Origin of the sequence: Pseudomonas sp. GM80 (assembly GCF_000282515.1) — a bacterium.
Taxonomy (GTDB): domain Bacteria; phylum Pseudomonadota; class Gammaproteobacteria; order Pseudomonadales; family Pseudomonadaceae; genus Aquipseudomonas.
In genome coordinates, this window is sequence record NZ_AKJD01000043.1 from 55,146 (window position 1) to 73,153 (window position 18,008).

Annotated in this window: 19 protein-coding genes; 12 read left to right on the forward strand and 7 right to left on the reverse strand. The window is 51.1% G+C overall.

What is annotated here, in order from left to right; genetic code table 11:
- Positions 1 to 7: 7 nt before the first annotated feature.
- The 4 genes from PMI37_RS05710 to PMI37_RS05725 form a co-directional block, all read right to left on the reverse strand.
- Positions 8 to 970 (reverse strand): toll/interleukin-1 receptor domain-containing protein, encoded by a 963-nt coding sequence (locus tag PMI37_RS05710; protein ID WP_008078966.1) that lies wholly within the window; start codon positions 968 to 970, stop codon positions 8 to 10.
- 133 nt (positions 971 to 1,103) lie between these two features.
- Positions 1,104 to 1,670, reverse strand: a complete 567-nt coding sequence (locus PMI37_RS05715) for a hypothetical protein (protein WP_008078967.1) — start codon at positions 1,668 to 1,670, stop codon at positions 1,104 to 1,106.
- A 295-nt stretch (positions 1,671 to 1,965) separates the two neighbouring features.
- A complete protein-coding gene (locus PMI37_RS05720) occupies positions 1,966 to 2,616 on the reverse strand; it encodes a carbonic anhydrase (protein ID WP_008078968.1) in 651 nt (216 codons plus the stop codon).
- A complete protein-coding gene (locus tag PMI37_RS05725; RefSeq protein WP_008078969.1) occupies positions 2,582 to 3,382 on the reverse strand; it encodes an SDR family NAD(P)-dependent oxidoreductase in 801 nt (266 codons plus the stop codon). Before PMI37_RS05725 ends, PMI37_RS05720 begins: the two co-directional genes overlap by 35 nt.
- Positions 3,383 to 4,101: 719 nt before the next feature.
- Here PMI37_RS05725 and PMI37_RS05730 point away from each other — a divergent pair.
- Positions 4,102 to 4,656, forward strand: a complete 555-nt coding sequence (locus tag PMI37_RS05730) for a TetR/AcrR family transcriptional regulator (RefSeq protein ID WP_008078970.1) — start codon at positions 4,102 to 4,104, stop codon at positions 4,654 to 4,656.
- A 233-nt stretch (positions 4,657 to 4,889) separates the two neighbouring features.
- Here PMI37_RS05730 and PMI37_RS05735 read toward each other — a convergent pair whose 3' ends face one another.
- Positions 4,890 to 5,444, reverse strand: coding sequence for a TetR/AcrR family transcriptional regulator (locus tag PMI37_RS05735; RefSeq protein ID WP_008078971.1), 555 nt, complete (start codon positions 5,442 to 5,444; stop codon positions 4,890 to 4,892).
- A gap of 151 nt (positions 5,445 to 5,595) precedes the next feature.
- Here PMI37_RS05735 and PMI37_RS05740 point away from each other — a divergent pair, with 151 nt between their 5' ends.
- The 7 genes from PMI37_RS05740 (at position 5,596) to PMI37_RS05765 (ending at position 11,408) form a co-directional block, all read left to right on the forward strand.
- Positions 5,596 to 6,459: an NmrA family NAD(P)-binding protein gene (locus PMI37_RS05740; RefSeq protein WP_008078972.1), complete on the forward strand. Its 864-nt coding sequence runs from the start codon at positions 5,596 to 5,598 to the stop codon at positions 6,457 to 6,459.
- Positions 6,460 to 6,612: 153 nt separating this feature from the next.
- Positions 6,613 to 7,182, forward strand: coding sequence for an RBBP9/YdeN family alpha/beta hydrolase (locus PMI37_RS31160; RefSeq protein ID WP_008078973.1), 570 nt, complete (start codon positions 6,613 to 6,615; stop codon positions 7,180 to 7,182).
- Between the two features lie 272 nt (positions 7,183 to 7,454).
- Positions 7,455 to 8,225 (forward strand): SDR family oxidoreductase, encoded by a 771-nt coding sequence (locus PMI37_RS05745; protein ID WP_238552686.1) that lies wholly within the window; start codon positions 7,455 to 7,457, stop codon positions 8,223 to 8,225.
- 136 nt (positions 8,226 to 8,361) lie between these two features.
- Positions 8,362 to 9,159 (forward strand): carbon-nitrogen hydrolase family protein, encoded by a 798-nt coding sequence (locus PMI37_RS05750; RefSeq protein WP_008078975.1) that lies wholly within the window; start codon positions 8,362 to 8,364, stop codon positions 9,157 to 9,159.
- A gap of 250 nt (positions 9,160 to 9,409) precedes the next feature.
- On the forward strand, positions 9,410 to 9,847 hold the full coding sequence (locus tag PMI37_RS05755) for a hypothetical protein (RefSeq protein WP_008078976.1): 438 nt from the start codon (positions 9,410 to 9,412) through the stop codon (positions 9,845 to 9,847).
- 41 nt (positions 9,848 to 9,888) lie between these two features.
- Complete coding sequence (locus PMI37_RS05760; protein WP_008078977.1) at positions 9,889 to 10,728, forward strand: class I SAM-dependent methyltransferase; 840 nt, start codon at positions 9,889 to 9,891, stop codon at positions 10,726 to 10,728.
- 80 nt (positions 10,729 to 10,808) lie between these two features.
- Positions 10,809 to 11,408, forward strand: coding sequence for a glutathione S-transferase family protein (locus PMI37_RS05765; protein ID WP_008078978.1), 600 nt, complete (start codon positions 10,809 to 10,811; stop codon positions 11,406 to 11,408).
- A gap of 79 nt (positions 11,409 to 11,487) precedes the next feature.
- Here the strand turns inward: PMI37_RS05765 and PMI37_RS05770 are convergent, their stop codons facing one another.
- Both PMI37_RS05770 and PMI37_RS05775 read right to left on the reverse strand, forming a co-directional pair.
- Positions 11,488 to 12,666, reverse strand: a complete 1,179-nt coding sequence (locus tag PMI37_RS05770) for a DUF5710 domain-containing protein (protein ID WP_045122999.1) — start codon at positions 12,664 to 12,666, stop codon at positions 11,488 to 11,490.
- Between the two features lie 278 nt (positions 12,667 to 12,944).
- Positions 12,945 to 13,865: a PhzF family phenazine biosynthesis protein gene (locus PMI37_RS05775; protein WP_008078980.1), complete on the reverse strand. Its 921-nt coding sequence runs from the start codon at positions 13,863 to 13,865 to the stop codon at positions 12,945 to 12,947.
- Positions 13,866 to 14,239: 374 nt separating this feature from the next.
- Between PMI37_RS05775 and PMI37_RS05780 the strand changes: the two genes are divergently transcribed.
- The 4 genes from PMI37_RS05780 (at position 14,240) to PMI37_RS32435 (ending at position 17,976) form a co-directional block, all read left to right on the forward strand.
- The gene (locus PMI37_RS05780) at positions 14,240 to 15,283 is read left to right on the forward strand and encodes a cupin domain-containing protein (protein WP_008078981.1); all 1,044 of its coding nucleotides are present in this window, start codon (positions 14,240 to 14,242) and stop codon (positions 15,281 to 15,283) included.
- 290 nt (positions 15,284 to 15,573) lie between these two features.
- Complete coding sequence (locus PMI37_RS05785) at positions 15,574 to 15,999, forward strand: LexA family protein (protein WP_008078982.1); 426 nt, start codon at positions 15,574 to 15,576, stop codon at positions 15,997 to 15,999.
- Positions 15,992 to 17,272 carry a translesion error-prone DNA polymerase V subunit UmuC gene (gene umuC, locus PMI37_RS05790; RefSeq protein ID WP_008078983.1) on the forward strand — a complete coding sequence of 427 codons (1,281 nt, stop codon included), beginning with the start codon at positions 15,992 to 15,994 and terminating at the stop codon, positions 17,270 to 17,272. The genes PMI37_RS05785 and umuC overlap by 8 nt, the downstream gene beginning before the upstream one ends.
- A gap of 365 nt (positions 17,273 to 17,637) precedes the next feature.
- The gene (locus PMI37_RS32435) at positions 17,638 to 17,976 is read left to right on the forward strand and encodes a hypothetical protein (protein ID WP_045123001.1); all 339 of its coding nucleotides are present in this window, start codon (positions 17,638 to 17,640) and stop codon (positions 17,974 to 17,976) included.
- Positions 17,977 to 18,008 lie beyond the last annotated feature (32 nt).

Sequence of the window (18,008 nt, forward strand, 5' to 3'; positions counted from 1 at the left end):
GAAGCAGCTACCGCTGCAAAGGCCCGATCAGCATCGCCCATAGCGCCTCTGCTGCACCCTCCTGTGTGAGCTTCGTCTCGCGTCCACCATACATGTTCAGCATTTGTTTGATGTAAAGCGTCTGATTATCGTGTTCGACGGTCAGCATTTCGGTGAACCCACCACCGTGAGCCGATAGCTTCTTAGGCGAGTAGGTGATCGCGTTAGCACCCAACATGCCGCCCATGGCTATCGTGCATTCACTCGATTTTTTGCCCTCACTGTAAATCGTAGACTCAAAAGTATTCGCATCTATTGTTCGGAATACGCCCTCAATTCTAGGATTTCGAGCCTGCAATTCAGCTAGGGAGCCTTGAAAGAAACGTGCAATAAACTCAAAGGTCTCGTGGCGGAACAGGTCGACCTCACGCTCAGTAAACGACTGTTTGAGTCTGAGATTGCTGGACCTCGGCGGACTGATGGAGACATTGGAAGAGGGCACAGAGACGACAGGCTTCGAGACGGACGCACCAATCGTCTTCGAAGATGACGCGTTGATCTCGTCGACGACCTTGCGGATCTGCTTGGCGACGTCAGTAAAAGCTTCGTCAAAGTTCGGCCAGGTCGTGATGGCTTTACCGTCACGAGGTGTTGCAAGCAAACCGCCTAGAGGTGTCGATTCCCAATCGCACGGCTTGACGATGACTGGGATGACGCGAGCTTCTCCTGCGCGGTGCCGCTCCAGCGCGCGCTCCATCTCGATCGAATAGCAGTATGTAGAGTTCAGGAAGTTTGCACTAACGAGAAGTAGGATGACGTCGGCGTCATTGATCTGCTGGTCGATTTCAGAGCTGAAGTCGCTGCCAGCCAACAGGCGGCGATCGTGCCAGGACTCAATCCTCTTCTCATGTCGGAGCGTCGCAAGATGAGCCTCTAACTGGTTACGGTGATCCTCATCGAGGTGACTATAAGAAAAAAATACCTTGGCCATTCCGGCTCCCTAAATGACTGATCCTGGGGTGCAACATTGATCGACGAGTCTATCTCATGCCGGGTCCTAAGACGTAAGATGGAAGGGGTAAAAGGGAGGTCAGAATGCTCTAAATGCAAGCCGATCAGCACGTCTACCGTTGATAGTCGTATTCGCTAGGCCCATACATTTCTGGATACGGCAGCATCGAATTCATATCTCGTATGAACAAGAGAAGAGTCCTCAACGCAGCGTGAAGCTCTGCGGAGGTGCCGATGTCTTTTGCCTTAAAGGCGTGGATGGCATTTCTACGTTGCAGTATCTGGAGGATCCAGGCATTCCAGGGTTGTTCTGGTGACCAAATTCTCTTGTTGAAAAAAACTCTCAGCGGCTCCAACGTGACACCGTCTGGATCTTGGACGGTGCCATTCCTGTTCTTTATGGATTCGGCATCAGCTAGGTAGTCGTTGTAGTAAGCAGAAAGGAATAGCTTTAGCTGTCCCTCCACCAGTGCCCCGATGTTTGCCCACGCCAAAATTAGCTCGCCATCGCTGAGCGGGCCAGTCCATTTGCCTAACGTACGAGCTAACGAGCTTTGCCATTCCAGCATTGATTTATTGAGCAGCTCTGCCGCCTCTATTGGCGCCCAACCCTGAGGGTTCTTCCAGAAACTCATCATGTTCTGGATTAGGGTGGCAATTCGAGCAGCGGTGTCGTTCATCGATAGGTCTGGGTAATCCGAATAATTGGCGATATCTAAGTCCTTTTAAAATAGGGAACAAAACCAACGTTCTTAGAGCTTATGTAGGGTCGGTAGCATACGTAGTGCGAAGGTGGGAGGGGGCAATTCTGCTTCCTCGCAGGCCTGGTTGCTGGTCTTTGACCAGCTTAGATCGAATCCACGCAAAAGCGCTGTGAGAAAATCATACTTGCGTAGGGGGCAGTGCGAAAAAAGCTGCCCCTCTCCCATGGTGGAGCGAGGCAGTATTTAAGTGCGGATTTGAGGATCTTCAGCTCTACTCGGGACGTAGCAAAGCCGAAGGAACCACTACCTCCGCCTTACCTGTATCAACGTCGTACACGATACCGGTCACGAGGAAACCACCCGGGAATTTAGGATTTGCTTTCAGGGCAGCGACATCACTAACGATCGACTTGTAAGGATCATTAATTTCCCCGGCATCGATGCTCCCTGGTTCGACTCCTAGATGGGTAGCAAGCATTTCCGGCGCATGAGTAAGGCATGGCTTGATACCGCAATCTGTGTGGTGCAAAACGATTAGGTTCCACCCTGTACCTAATACACCGCCACTGGCTTTCGTAACTGCCCCGAGCATGCCCATGGTCCGAAGTGTTGCCGGATCTACTCGGCCACCTACGTTGCGAATGACAACCGCATCACCTGGCTTCAACCCGAAAATATCAGCAGGGTCAACACGGCTATCAACGCAAGCAATGATCATTGTTTTCGTGGATGGAACGATTTTCAGATCTTTGTTGAAGTCAGTTTTTGAGAATGTTTCATTTCGCTGGAGGATGGTATCAATCACGTTCATTTGAGCTACTCGTTCAGCAAAGAATGGGACTCCAATTTCGCCAGGCACCGCTGGGAAATTGCTCCAAGTTGTGACTTCAACCCTTCGTGTAACGCTCGGCAGGCGTGCCATTCATCATGCTCTTCACAAGCTCTGTACGGGCACTCTGGAAGGCTTCCCACACGGAAACGTCTCCAAGGGATGGCAGCACCCAGCTTTCACCATTGTCTAGACCCACGAGCGCCGCACTGACGAGATCCTCACTTTTCATGACTGCTTTAGCAGGCAGATTCTCAACGTTAAAACCGGCATTCGCCCAGAAAGGGGTGGCGGTCGCTGGTGGGGCGACAACCTGCACCAACACTCCTTTTTCCCCTAAGTCAGCCTGAAGCGATTGAGAAAGCATGACCACATAGGCCTTGGTTGCGTTGTAGACGTTGAATTCAGCCCAAGGCCTGAATGCGAGCACGGAAGCAAAATTGACAATGGTGCCTTTGCCGCGCTCAACAAATCCTGGAGCAACCGCGTGGCTGAGTTGGGTTAAAGCTGTGACGTTGATGGCAATAGTTTGAGCGATGTCATCTGAGCCAAGCTTGATGAAAGGACTGAAGGAAGAGGTGCCGGCAATATTTGCCAAAAGGGAAACACTGCTATCACCACTAAGGCGGGAGGCAAGGGTATTCAGTTCGCCAGCATTCGACAGGTCATGCGCTGCGATATTGACGGTCCGTCCGGAAGACTTACTGATTTTTTCAGCCAGTTCCTTGAGCGCCTTTTCCTGCCTACCAACAAGCAGTAGATCGTATCCTCGGTCAGCCAAACCTTGGGCATAAAGCGCGCCTACGCCGCCAGTAGCTCCAGTTACAACTGCCGTACCGAGATTCGTTGCGTCATTCATCACGTGCTCCTTCCGGAAGGTTAATCGATTGTGTTTTTAAGCCTTTCTTCTAGCTGCTAAGCGATTTGCTTTCAGATAACGCCGACGTTGTGAGCCGGAGTCGTGCTAAGGATCGATTCGCACGGACCTACTATCATCGTCAGTAACTCACCAGCATCTGGTGTGCCCGCTTTTGCTGAGAAAAACCTGCGCCTCTTGAAGGGTTCTTTCTGTTGGCCCATTCATCGATACCGTCGCGTCTGCCGACGGGCGTCGCAAAAATGTGCAATTAGTGCGGTTACAAGAGACCGCATAAGCTGCAACGGCGCCTCATTTATGACGGAGGTGGATAGCCAGGCAGAGGCATATCAATGCGAAAAAAATCAGAGGAGAAGGAGCAGCAGGAGGAGGGTCGAGCGGATAGGACAATAGCCGAAAAGTATGTGTCTTCAGTAATAGCCGCAACGCGGCTTTTTAGACACTTTTCATCGATAAAATCAGCGTTCACTTACGGTGCTCCTCACAGATGTAGGGACCATACGCTGGAAGCTGGAGACAATCGTTTAGGGTAAAAAGCCGGATCCATCGGAGAAAGGATGGTCGCGAATGGAATCTCTTTACCCGCGTTTTCGCCTCGTTAATCTTCCACCGGGCACAACCATTGGTTTTGCCCTGCTTGCGATTTAAGCATGATGGGTGTCATGCTACCTGTCAAGTCCGTCATCAATTGAGTTACCGCTATGAGATATCCAAAATCCGAGACAGCGGAAAAGCACCAACGGATTCTTATTGAGGCTAGTCGACTATTTCGTGAGAAAGGCTTCAATGGTGTGACCGTTAGTCAAATTATGCAGGCCACAGGACTAACGCATGGTCCTTTTTATAACCATTTCAAATCGAAAGAATCCTTGATGGCAGCCTGCATCGAATATGCGGCAAAGGAATCGTTGCAGGAAATGGGCGAGCATTCCGACTCACCTGAGTCGATGGTCGAATATGTTCAACGGTTCCTCAGCATCGAGCATAGAGATTCACCAGGCACGGGCTGCTTGATGAGTGCACTGGGAGGGGAGGTGAGGAACGAAGTGTCAACTCAAAAACACTTCTCACATTATTTGCTAGGTGTCATCGAAATGATGTCCAACCATTTCCCCTGGGCCGCAGAACAAGATGCCCGAGGAGACTCCATCAGAATGCTTTCTTCGATGGTTGGAGCAATGGTCCTTGCCAGGGCAGTTGACGACGATGAACTGTCAGAAGAAATTTTGGGGGAGGTACGATCTGCTTACCGATAACGCGATGACTGCCGGCTTGGTCGAGCAGTAACGTGTAGCAATCCAAGGTAAGGGATTGGAGGTAATGGTACCTCACCACAAATTTTTCAACGGTCACAATTGAGATTATATGTCGGATGACATATCAGCTCGTGATCAGGAAGGAGGACATCAAGGTATCTGGCGGAAGGCGCCTTGCTTCACCTTCCGGGCGAGAAATCCAGTAACGAGTTCAACTCGCTTGAGTGGAAGACTCAGCTCAGTTCAGTACGCACTTCTCGCAGGATCTCTTCAGATAGCTCTGGATCATCTACCGCTCTAGCCAAGATGATCGCGCCGACCATGCTAGAAATCTGATGAATTGCGTGGCGCCGTGAGTTGCGCTTTTTGGCTTTCACAAATGGAGCTGCCATGCTCTCGATTACGCCCTTAAAATGACGCGTGAAGGTAGGGCGCACAGAGGGCTCTCTCGCGACCTCTGAACCCAACGCCGTCATCAGGCAACCGTTCCCCGTATCGTCTCGATGCGACTCGGTAAGGTATTCCTGAATGTACTGCTCCATCAGCTCTATCGACTCTCCAGCATCTTTCAGCGTCGCCAGTGCTTTTGACGATGCATCGCCTAAACTCTTAGCAATCAAGTCGTCCTTCGATTCGAAGTGGTTGTAGAACGCACCGTGAGTCAGGCCTGTTGCTTTCATGACTTCACTGACGCTGACGCCAGAGAAGCCACGCTCACGAAATAAGATGGAAGCCTGCTCCAAAATTCGTCGGTGCTTTTCTGCTGTTTCCTCAGCCGGATAGCGCATAACGGTTCTCAAGATCCAATGAAAAAAATATTTGACGTAGGGGAGTGTACCCATCAAGCTCGGGCAACGGAAGCATGATGATCGTACTGCTTGGACGGATTCACTCCTAATATTCTATTCCTTTTGGTGGTTTTTACTCAGGACTAATCTTGTGAAAACATTTCTAGTAACAGGCTCGACCGGTGCGACAGGTGGTCCAACCGTTCAATTTCTGCTGGAAAAAGGCCACCGTGTACATGCGCTCGTTCACAGGGAAGATGAACGCTCTCAAAAACCCAAAGACATGGGAGCGGAAATCTTCGTCGGCGATTTGCTGAGCCTTAAGCAAGTCCGGCTTGCGATGGCAGGTGTGGACGGTGCGTACTTCGTTTATCCCCTGAGTAGCGGCTTGGTCGAAGCTGCCGCGATTTTCGCGCAAGCAGCACTAGAAAATAACGTTAAGCACGTCGTCAACATGTCGCATAAGCAAGCCCGGCCTGACGCTCATAGCCAAGCTACTTTGAACCACTGGATGGCCGAGCAGGTGTTCACTTGGTCAGGTGTACCCACCACTCATTTGAGAATTACCTTCTTCCAAGAATGGATGCTCTACATAGCCGCGGAGATACGACAAGGTCGCTATTTAACTCCCTTCGACAGAGACAGCCGGTTTGCTCCAATCGCTGCGATAGATATTGCTCGGATTGTCGCCGGAATTCTCGATAAACCTGATGGCCATGCCAATCAGTTTTACCCTTTGCATGGCCCAATTGAATATAGCCACGAAGAACTTGCTGACGTGCTGACGGAGACGTTGGGTCGACCCATTCGATATGAGCAAGTCGATGCTGACACGTTCGTTAAGACGCTTGGCTGGGATGGAGACCCCTCGTTCGCAGTTCACTTCAAAGCAGTGAAAATTGATCAGCAAGAGCGACGGCTTGAGGGGCTTGACACCACAGGGGCTGAAATCATCGGTGGCCCTTTGATGACTCCTGCACAGTTCATTCATAAGCATCGAGACATACTGAGCTAATGCGCGAGGTTGGATGTGCTAGGTGCTCACCCATCTAGCCTTTGAGATCACTCGCGGGTGATGCGCAACGGATATCCAAAACGATTTTAGGAGGCTTGGACAATAGGATAATTCCCACGTGCAACGATGCGGTGCGTCGTTGGAGATGTAGAAATGACTGAGTTGATCATGGTGCCGGGTTTTGGTGGTTCTGGCCAAGCACATTGGCAATCTCGCTGGGAAAAAAACGATCCTTCGATAAGGCGTTTCAAACCGCGCAGTTGGGATGATCCAGAGTTGAGTGATTGGATTGAGGCCCTTGAGCTTATAGTAAGCAAAGCCAGCTCACCTCCTGTGCTGGTTGCCCATAGCCTTGGCTGCCTTCTTGTTGCCTCTTGGCAACAGGTTTCATCTCTCCCCGTGTCGGCAGCGATGTTGGTGGCGGTTCCTGATCCACATACCCCAGGCTTTTCCGATACAGCCCCAAGCTTCAACACCGTCCCAGCAGAACCACTGCGCTTCCCCTCTCTAATCGTGTCGAGCACTAACGATCCGTATGACGCACTCGGCTATTCGAAGGTAAAAGCTCGTCACTGGAAAAGTGACTTTCACTCGCTGGGCCCGCTTGGGCACATCAACGGTGATAGCGGATTAGGCGATTGGCCAGAAGGGATGCATCTGCTGAAAGAACTCGTAAATAGGAAAACCGCTCGGAGTTATAGCATCAATGGACACTCCACCTAGCCTGACCTTGCGGTAGTTGGCATTTTAAAAAATCGGTTTCTCACCCATAGATCCGCAGTACCAGGAGCGCCCAGCCAAGCCTAAGGCGGCTCGACAGCTGAGCCGATGCTCAAGGGATGTTTGTGTAGTTCAGGGGAGAGTGGTTGACTTGAAGCATTATGATCATCATGCTTGGTCGGCAGGAGAAATACCAACAGCGAGGGGCTCAGAGATTGGGCGACTAAATGCGAGGAGCTGAGGCTTCGGCGGCTCGTATTGAAGAAACAGCTGTCATGCAGTGCGAAGAAAACTTAATACAACCGAAGGGCATACAACTGCCCAACAAAACCGCCGGAGGGTGTATGGAAATTCGCGGGCAAGTCGTATTTGTAAGTGGTGCCAATAGAGGGTTAGGCAAGGCTTTTGTTTCCGCAGCTTTGAAGGCAGGGGCTTCGAAGGTCTACGCTGCCGCCCGGAACTTAGCTGACCTGAAAATTTCCGGTTGCCATCCAATTGAACTCGATATCACCGATCCTGAGAGCGTCTTGAAGGCTGCTCAATCGTGTCCTGACGTAGGCATATTGATCAATAACGCGGGCTACCTCAAATACGGTTCTCTGTTAGCTGACGATGCTGTTGATAGCTTGCGAGAGCATTTTGAAGTCAACTCAATCGGCACCTTGCTCATGACACGCGCATTTGCACCTGTATTAGCTAATCAGGGTGGCGGTGCGATCATCAATATCTTGTCCGTTTTGAGCTGGCTCAACATTCAGGAGTCGGGCCCGTACAGTGCATCGAAAGCAGCGCAGTGGTCGCTTACGAATGGTCTAAGAAACGAGCTGCGTGGTCAGAACACCTTCGTGGTAGGCGTGCATCCTGGGTACATCGATACCGACATGGCTGCTGGAGTTGAAGCGCAGAAAACCAGTCCTGAAATGGTCGTTGAGCTTGCCTTCGATGGTCTTGTAGATGGTGTTGAGGAAGTCATCATCGATGATGCGGGTCGCTGGGTTAAATCATCTTTGTCGAGTGAAGAAGCCGCATACCTCTCGCCTAAATGACGTGTATTTCGAGAAGTGCACTCGCTCGATTTGAGCGAGGCGCACTTAGTACATCTCACTTTGATACGGGAACGACACCGCAAATCGGGCAGTAAAACAGTCTCCCCGGCGATTGGTAAATTGAGGGTGCGTCACAATGGGTTCGCTAAGGGTTTCATTCGCACAGTGGCCGGAAGGTTTACGGCCAGGTGATGCGAATTGGGAGGAGATCGTTCGCCTCCTAGGTGAAGATAAACCAGACATTTTGGTAACCAATGAGATGCCGTTCGGTGCGTGGGTTTCGGAGGCTGACACTTATGACCATCAGCTGGCCCAGATGACCATTGCCGATCATGAGCGTGGACTGGATGCGCTGAAGGATTTGCAACTGCCGGCGATTATTTCTTCACGGCCCGTCAGTGCCCATGATCGCTTGGCGAATGAAGCGTTTGCGTTGATTCATGGAGATTACCAATTCCTGCATCAGAAACATTTCTTTCCCAATGAGCCAGGCTTTTATGAGGCGGCATGGTTTGTAACTGCGAAACCTGGCTTCAACGTAATAGACGTCAATGGCGTAAAGGTTGCCGCTCTTTTGTGTACTGAGTTGATGTTCAACGAACACGCGCGGCATTACGGCCGTGCAGGTGCCGAACTGATAGTCGTGCCACGTGCATCTGATCCCGATGTTCATTATTGGGAGATTGCTGCCTCTATGGCCGCTATGGTTTCTGGCGCTTTTGTAGCGACCGCAAACAGGATGGGTAGGGCGCAAGGGGGTGTGGTCTTCGGCGGCCGCGGTATGTTGTTTTCGCCTCACGCTAAGGAGATTGGCTCTCTTGGACCTGTTGACGATCAATCGTTGATTACAACCCTGGACATCGACATCGGGATGGCACAACGAGCGAAGGGCGATTATCCCTGTTATGTCGAGGACCTGGTGGGAGACGGATAAGGTGTCGGGGATTGAATAGTCGCCAGCTGTATGGTCTGCGCAAATAACAAAGAATTTTGCAGGGGAAGGAATCCGATCACTTGGCGTATTAGCCGGCTCTGCCGGAAATTGGCCATGGGAGAAGGTGCGATCTGTGGGGGCAAGCGGTCGTCAGCGTTATTGCTTCTGGTTCCAAAAATTGAACACTCCAGGGGAACGGCCTGAGTGTTCGGATAATTTCTTCACTCATAACGATGCAGGATCTTTTGAAATGACATTCCAACGCAGATCCAACTCAAAACCACGCTTTACAGTAATGCGCTCTTTCGCGATCGCCCTGACTGCGACGCTCACTTTCTCTCTCGCGAACGCAGCGTTTGCGGCACAGCAACTCCCGAAGGTTCCGACGACCAAAATAATTGCTATCGGATCACTCACACCTACCGCCACGCCTGATGCGGTGAGTGCCGTTTTACCAGAAGAGGTGCGTGAGACGGTAAAGCTCAGCCTGGCTGGGAAAATCGAGCAGTGGAACGTACGCACTGACAAGAGTGGCGTGGTGTTTGTTCTTAACGTAACTGACGTGTCAGAGGCGCGCGATATGTTCGCGAAAATGCCTTTGGACAAGGCTGGGCTAATGACGTTTGAGTTCATCCCCGTAGGCCCGCTATCTCCACTCGCACTTTTGCTGGACCAACCTGCGCACTGATATCAGGACATCCTGATACACGCGGCTATTGAGGATATGACGTGAGCGACAAATCAGAAGTAATACGAAAGCATTATGAGGGTGGCTCTGAGGACGTAGACCTTGTCACCCGGGTGAAGCGTTTGCTTGAAGACATTGGTGAGGGTCAAATCACCAGCGAGCAGCTCGCGGGTCTCGATCAATTTCACAGTGGTGGTTTGAAAACTACAGCTGACTTCATTGAGCTTTTGGAGATCCAGCCAGAGTCAAAAGTCCTCGATGCAGGTTCGGGACTGGGAGGTCCATCGCGATACACAGCTGAGGGTTTTGGCTGTCATGTAACCGGTGTTGATCTCACAGAATCGTTCGTCGACGTCGCTAAGCTGCTCGCTGACAGAACGGGACTGAACGGCGCCGTTCAATATCAAGTCGGCAATCTATTGGACTTGGATTTTGCGGACGAGCATTTCGATGTCGTTTACACCCAGCATGTGGTGATGAACATCCGCGATAGGGCTCAGGTGTACAAAGAGATCCACCGCGTCCTTAAACCCGGCGGCGTATTTGGCTCATTCGACGTGCTCGCCGTAGACGGTCAGCAGGATGTCCTCTACCCGGTACCTTGGGCAGAAAGTAGCGAGAACAGTGTGCTACTCACTGAGGCTGAAACGCGCTCGGTGATGGAAAACGCGGGCTTGCAGATCAACCTGTGGGAAGACGTCACGCAGGACATTATCGAATGGTTTGATCGCTTCCAGCTGGCAGCAGTGCAGAGTGGTGCGCAGGGCCCCACGCTTAAGCTTGTGATGGGCGACCGGTTTGGCAAGATGGCTGAAAACTTTGCGCGCAATCTGCGGGAAAACAAGGTTCGCCTAGTGATGGCTCGTAGCGTGCGTAGATAAGCGCCTGCGTGTCCTGTGACATTCGAGGAGGCCGGTGCTTATGAGCCTTCACGATTCCGAAGTTCGCCTGGAGAAATGGGATGCAGCTTTTCATCAATGATTCTTCTCCTTACTCACGGGTAGTGAGAGTCGCCGTTTTAGAAAAAGGACTGCACGATGACATCCAGCTTTTTTGGGCGGATCCTTGGGCTCATAACTCACCGACGATCGAGTTCAATCCAGCAAGTCGGCTACCCGTCCTTGTCACGCCCGAAGGTATTGGTATCAGTGAATCGTTGCTGATCGTTCAGTACCTCGATTCTATGTCTGCGCAGCAACCACTGATGCCAAAGGAGAACCTAGCCCACGCTTTACATTTTGCTGGGTTGGGGCAGGGATTGATGGAGGCTGCCTTCACCTCGGTGATCACCAAGAAGTTCGAACGAAACGTATCGGCAGACTCGTTCCTCGCGCTCCGACGAGACAACGTTATTAAGAGAACGCTGTCGGCCCTGGATGGAGAGGTTGGATCACGCGAGAAGGACCGCTTCACAATTGGTGAAATCATCGTCTGGGTTGCCTTGGCCTACATCGAGTTTCGTCTTCCGGACATCAATTGGAAGGAAAAATGTCCCTCTTTGCATGAGTTTTTCGAGCGCTTTTCCGCGCGGGACAGTTTCACATCGACACCGTTTAAGTGAGTTTGGCCGGAGGCATCATCTCCGGGTTTTCGCCCGTTAGCCTAAAGCTGAGCCTGCCCCAATAGGGGCGTTCTCATGGTCATTTTTTTATCAATTCGGTTTGCAGTGTACGGGAGACCTTTCTGATCCAGCGCTCACGGTTGAATTCCGCCCATACCCACGCCTGCACGATTTTCTTCACTTCCGATTCAACACTGCCGCCTTCAAGCGATAGCTTGATCAGATTCTGAAAAAAAGGCTCAGTCAGTAGCTCAGGTGTTTCTTCCTCTGCCGCTGTTGCCAGCGCTGCATATCTGTCGATCGTCAATTTCGTTTTCACACCGTACTGCTGTGCAATTACCTCCCAAGGCATCCCTTCCGAAAGCATCGCCCGAGCTGAGGACCATTTGACGTAATTATTGACCTTCTTCACCAGGGGCCAACCTTCCTGCTCAAGTTGTCTCGCGATCGCACGGTACATTGTGAAGTCAGCTTTATGTGCATCGATGAATGCTGCGCAAGCTGCTCGATTTGAACGCTCCAGCCTAGAAATGGGGAGGTGCATTTTTTTTGACATTTCTTCAGCACGATCTAACTGTTCGGGAAGCGGGTATTTCACATTATCGGGGGTGTTCTGATCCAGGTAGTCGAGCACCTCAAAAGCCAAGTGGCTATCTTTTGATAATGGTGCATTTGATTCGAGATGTTCGACCAGCTCCTCGCAGGCTAGCGGAAGGTGTATCTCTATCGTCCTACCTGCGATCGTGAGGTGTCCAACGCAGTGGGCGTTATCAGCGGCGGAGTAGACATCGTCATCTTCACCCTTCATCCAAGTGCTCTCTTCAGACCGGAGCGGTCCGTTGTACATCCGGTTTTCCCGCATGTATGCGAAAGCCTCGTTTTGCAGTGACGAGACAAAGCGACAACCTTCTAAATAATTTCCTGCTGCCACGGCTGTTGCTGCTGGAGTGTCCAAATCTGCTCGCCAAAAAGCTCCCCATTTCCCGTCCGGGAGCATCAAAAGCATCCATTCACGAAACTCACAGCTCTGGGCCAATTTTTGTAAATGGATTTTGTCAGATTCACTGGAGGTGAAGGCGGGAAGGGCATGTAATTGATGTAGTTGGGTTGGTTCATAGGGGAGCCAACGAGTAAGACCGTCGCACATTTTGCTCTCTGTGGTCCACCACACTCGTTTTTCGTCGTCCCACTCAACGTCGAACATTTTTGCCTCTTCTTTTTCATCGAAGGGCACCGCGAGATCTATACGCTTGGACATTTTATTAGCTGTCTCGAATTGTATTGGCAGTTGAATAAAAAATAGTGATGTTTTCGGACCAGTCTTTATGAGGCAGCGAGACGAGGGGGCACCGTCACCACGCTTGGGGATTTTCGGCACAGCCGGTCTTGTTCTTGTAAATGTGCTTTCAATTTCGACGTGATTTGAGGACAACCAAATGCAGTGCCTCACAAGAACTGCCGGAGTAGATTGCTCGCATCACCGTTTTCTGGAGGAAGTATTTTTAATAAGCATGAGATTAAAAATGGATCTTCGGACTAAAGATGAAGGGTGCCTTCCATAACGCTAACGCAATGTCCGCCGAGGCGAACGAATACTCCGTGTGTCGTGGTTTGTACGTCTGTGTAAATCAAGCCTGGCCTTCCCATATCTGCTCCTTGACCTACCAAAAGAGAGAGATCAGCTACTCCATCGGCATTTGCAATTAGGGCGCTGGCGGCAGCAGCAGCGCTTCCTGTGGCTGGATCTTCAGTCATTCGCTTGGTAAACATTCGCGCTTCGATGTCGCATGGAGAGGTAGAGCTGCCTACGTCTCTGGTGTACGCGTATACAGACGCTGCTCCATCAAGAGGTAGCAACGCACCGAATCCGACAGGATTAGGTTTACACCGGCGTAAGGCGTCTCTTGTCGTCAGTTCAACAATCAAAAAAGGCAATCCTACGGACGCAATCTGTGGCTCATGGGAGACGGTCCGGACATCGTTGGAATCAACAGAGAGACAGAGCGCAGCGGACGACGCTGAAACTTTTGAATAAATGGAAAAGCTTTCTGGTGTAACCAACTCAGCACCAGTTACGACCGATTTGTCTTTCAGAAAACTAATCGAAACCGGCCCCGCTATTTGCTCAAGCACGATGGTGTCGGGGATGGAAGCGCCACGCCTTGCTACTTCCTTGGCAAGCACAAATGCAGTGCCGATATTTGGATGGCCTGCAAATGGGATTTCGCGTTCAGGCGTGAAAATTCTGACCCTCGCAGTGCTTTCTTGAGCAGACGGCGGAAGCACGAAAGTCGTCTCTGCAAAGCCGAATTCGACTGCAATTTTCTGCATCTGAAGGGAGGAGAGGTCTTCAGCGTCCAGTACGACCGCCAGTGGATTACCCTCAAACCGGGTGTCTGTAAACACGTCTACGGCGGCGTATCGAAGATTCACTTGAATCCCTTCTTGTATTTGCATGATGGCCGTAATCTTATTGGCTTTGCAGTATCCAAATCAATATGAAGCATGATGAGTTGTTAGTTTGGATGAGGCCGAGAATCGCTGGCTCGTACACAAATAACCTTGGATAATTACATCGAAAAACGCCTTGGAAACCGCTGCAATCAAGGGTTGTTCGGAGCTTTGGCATTCTTCGAGCGATGCTGCCACATCATGCGAGAGCGGTGCTCCATCTGACCAGTGGTCATGCCTCGCGCGGGGAAATTTGGCACGCAACGTCACTTCCTTGCGCGCCACGGGTACGTCTTCCCCTGACGATTTCTCCATTGGATCCTGGAAAACAGTTCTAATTCATTTGAGTAATAGTATGATGATCGTCAGGTTTAATTCGAATGTCGCGTCATTACGAAGCTGAACATGGTAACGGCCGCTACCACATGTCTAAACGGTGCAGCAGTCCAGATTTAGCTGGCGCTAATAAATGTGTTCATTGCCGGGGTACGATGATGGATGTGTTAGACGCTTTGCTGAAAATAGCTGCCCCAGAAATTCGATTTGAGGCCTTCCTAGCGTTTGAAGGGGAGTACTCATCGACGCGCAAGATACGTACGAATGACTGCTGCTCGTTCATCTTCGTTTTAGACGGGGGATGTGATGTGGTGTTTGAGGATGACGATTCTGTTTGGATGAGCCCAGGTGATTTTCTGCTCATAAATAATAACGATGAATACTGCGTCGTTTCTCCAGCGCCTGAGCATCAAGCCCAACCTTCAGCAGCAGAAAAACCTGATGATATCGGTATGGTGAAAAGGCCATCAGCTGGCAAGATTTTATGTGCAAGTGTGGTCGGAGGAAATGGCGCAGTCACCGCTTTTTTTAAGCTGCTTCCCGATCGATTGCTGCTGCCCTCCAGCGCGCAATCTTCGGCCTCTCCTTTGATTCGAATGGTGAAAACGCTGCATTCGGAAGTCATTAAAAAAGGAGGGGGGGCGAATCCTATTATGGAGTCTTTCCTGAAATGCGGGTTGGTCCTGGCGTTGCGAGAAATGATCCAGCTTAATTACTCACGTTGCGGGCTTTTGTCCCTGTGTGCACATCCCATGCTTAACCGTTACCTAGGTTCGATAGTGGCAGACCCACGTAGAGGGTGGTCCCTGGGTGCTACCGAAGCAAGCGACCATGAGTTTTCGGAGGTAGAAGTCATAGAGGTTTCGGGATTTTCCGCAGCAACCATCTTATCGTTAATGCGTGTGCTGATTTCCTTCCCATTATTAACCGCAAGCAAAAAAACAATACTGCAAATCGGAGCGATGGTTGGTTACAGCTCAGCTGCGGAGTACAGCAGAATATTCGCCGATTGCATTGGTGGTCCGCCTGAAAACTATCGCATGTCTCGATTCAGCTCCTTTCCCTCTGGCTTTTCACCTGGCGAGTGATCTCCATCAGGTTCTTCAGCTGGATTGGTGTATGTGGCAAACGCTTCGATGCCCATAGCCAGCTCCATTAGGGTCACTTGCCAGCTAGTGCCCACTAGATTTTTGGTGCTGGCCAGGCAAATTCGGTGGTACTCCGCTTCCTGGTCGAGTTGAGTCGGTTGGGCACTGCCAGATTACGTTGGCAGTGTTGATTTCGCCTCCACCGGTCGCAAACTCTGATGTGAAAATTGACCGAAGCGAGACTTCGTCGTTTACTGTACAAAAATACAGTGTTCGCAGAAGGCGTTGATATGAGTTTCACGGTGATAGGCCCTATTGCAGAAGGCGGCGCAAAGCTCCCCAAGGGTTCGTTTCGCGTCCCCGCAGGCTTCCCATCGCCCGCGGCTGATCACATTGAGAAGCACATTTCTCTTGATGAGGTCCTCAATATCCGGGCTCCCCACGTGTACCTTATATCTATCGCAGGCGACAGTATGCAGAGTGCTGGGATCTTTGATGGCGACCTGGCCATCGTCGACCGCGCACTTGAGGCCGGCCATAACGATGTGGTTGTTGCACTGCTGAATAACGAACCCACGTGCAAAAGGCTGTGTGTACGAGGGAAGCAGATGATTCTGCTTTCGGACAACCCCAAATACCCACCGAGATACATTCTTGAGGGTGACGAGCTGGCTATTTGGGGAGTGGTCACGAATACCGTGCGCAGTCATGTTTAATAAGCACGAGCCAGTGTTCGCATTGATTGATTGCAACAGCTTCTATGCCAGTTGCGAGAGGGTGTTTCGCCCCGATCTAGCCAAGGTTCCAATCGTGGTTCTTTCGAACAACGATGGTTGCGTCATTGCGCGCAGCTACGACGCCAAGCCCTTCGTTAAAATGGGCGAGCCGTATTTCCAAATCAAGCACAAGCTGAGGCAGTACGGCATTGTCGCCTTTTCTTCGAACTACGCGTTGTATGGCGACATAAGTGAGCGGGTCATGACCGTGATCGAAGGAATGGTGCCGACGGTCGAGGTGTACAGCATCGACGAAGCATTTGCGGATCTAACGGGTATCGACGGTCTGGACGAGCTTGGTAGACAGATCCGAAGCCAAGTTCTGCGCTTTACCGGCATTCCGGTCGGAGTTGGAATCGCGCGTACCAAGACGTTGGCTAAGCTGGCAAATTTCACCGCGAAGCGTTTGCTAGCCCAGACCGGTGGGGTGGTAAATATTTGCGATCAGGTAAAACGCGACTGGGTGCTGCGCAACACAGATGTGGCTGAGGTTTGGGGTGTCGGGCGCCGCATGAAGGGGCATTTGGATTCGCTCGGAATCAAGACAGCGATGGACTTAGCGAAAGCTGATCCCACGATGTTGCGTAAGAAATTTAGCGTCGTCATTGAGAAAACGGCTAGGGAATTAGCGGGTACTCCTTGTCTTGAGTTGGACGAACCCGATCCTCCGAAGCAAGAAATCTGTTGCAGTAGAATGTTCGGGAGACGTCTAACCGAGCTACCTCTCATCAAGGAAGCTGTCGCAACGTATGTAATGAGAGCCTCTGAAAAGCTCCGTGCGCAAGGTTCACTTTGCAAGAAAATTCGCGTAACCATCCGTACGGGAATGTTTAATCCTGATGAAGCAAAATACGCGAACGGGGTGATCGTTGATCTCCCATATCCGACAGATGATCTTAGGTTACTGACTCAAGCAGCAGTGAATGCTCTCGATTCCCTGTATCGCGCAGGTTTCCGGTATAGCAAGGCCGAGGTTTTACTCCTGAGTTTGTGTAAGCCAGGTGAGTTCACGGAAGATCTTTTTGCTCGCTCGCAGTCGCTAGAGGCAACGAAATTGATGGGCGTGTTAGACAAGATCAATGGTCGTTGGGGTAGGGGAACACTGCGATCTGCAAGTGTGCCGGCGAATCCAGATTGGGCTATGCGGCGGGAGATGATGAGTCAGAGCTACACTACAAAGATCAACGAGCTTTGGACTGTCGGCAGCAGATAGCCAGTAGAACAACGGTTGAAGCCTAGGTCGGAGTTGCCTGCTGGTAGTACATTTCAGGTTCTGATGATATCGCCCCTCTCACGAGGGAAATCGGCCAGCGGTAAGCGCTGTACTGGAGCAGGAGTGTGTAGTTAATCCAAACGTTACGCAGGTGGCGACCACCAAAATTTCGTTTTCCATCGAAGCGGGTGACGAAATTGCTTCCGTAAATTTTTACTGGTTGAAATATGATGTCATCTCCCTACGAAAACGAATGTGATCATGCGCGGCCCGCGTGACAAATATGACTGTACGTCTTACTTCTGCCAACGCAGATGTAGATCGTCGTTCGGGATTCCAAATGTTAGACACAAGGGTGACAATCAATGGCAGTGGAGCTAAGTGAGGAGGAGATGCGCCAAGCGCTATTTGGCCCATCGAAACATGCAGAGTCAGAGCCCACGGTGACGACGCCTCTAGCTGAGCCGCGTCCTGAGTCTGAGGTTCAATTTCGCCCGCCTAGGCGACCTGCATCGAAACCTCTTTCTCCGAAGCTTCGAGTGACACTGCACGTAACGAGAGAGTTCGAAGGGGCGGTGGAAGTCTTGGTCTTTGATGCAAACACACTCAGTACTTTAACCGCTGAGCAAGAAGCCAAAGCTGAGGCGAAGAAGCGCAAGTATAAATATATCGACGTGGTCTCCGTGCTGCCCATTCAGCCCTGATGATCCACGCAGAGCTGCGTGTTAAGTCTGCA